The organism is Paenibacillus sp. y28, assembly GCF_037137075.1.
Classification (GTDB): Bacteria; Bacillota; Bacilli; order Paenibacillales; family NBRC-103111; genus JBBBNV01.
The window spans coordinates 1-629 of record NZ_JBBBNV010000117.1; the positions used below are offsets into that span (position 1 = coordinate 1).

The window sequence follows — 629 nt, forward strand, 5'->3', positions numbered from 1 at the left end:
CCGAGGTAAACCGATTCATCCAAACCGAGACTGGCCAACACGCGCTTCTCCTCTTTACTCAAGGGGCGGGCGAATTGTCTCGTTCGTGTCCCGTCCGGCAGGCGAAACACGACCACCTTCCGGTACTTGAAGATTTGGAAGATGGCGGCGGCTGTGGGCTTGCGCAGGATCCGGCCGCCCGATCCGTGCATCGGGTTTTGCTCCGTGATGTGCTGCCTGATGCGTCGCTGGAACACCCGGTAGACCGTGAGCGCGAGCAAAAACAAGTACCCCAGCACCTTCACGCGCTCCGGTTTCTTCAGGTAGATTTCATCCGTGTATACCGGGTCCTTCAAAAAGGAGAAATTCATTTCCGTGTGAATCTGTCCCTTATACAATCCGAGCAGCGCCGTCCCATCCATCAGCTCGCCTCGCCACTCGGACGGCAAGGTCGTGGCCAGCACAAAGCGGGACGCCCGCCGACGTGCTTCCTGAAACCGCGCTTCGTCCGGCGTAATCGCGGCCTGCAGCACGTAGACCGTTTCAACTTGGGGAACTTCGCTCTGCTTCGGGCGTCCGCGTTTTTTGCGAACGATTTCCTGCGGCCGAACGGTCACGTCCACCTGATGAAACCGAGGCGATTGCCCCTC

Annotated in this window: 1 pseudogene; it reads right to left on the minus strand. The window is 59.1% G+C overall.

Features of this window, described 5'->3' with window-relative positions:
- Positions 1-629 (minus strand): annotated as a pseudogene (locus tag WBG83_RS22550) (IS1634 family transposase); the annotation flags it as partial.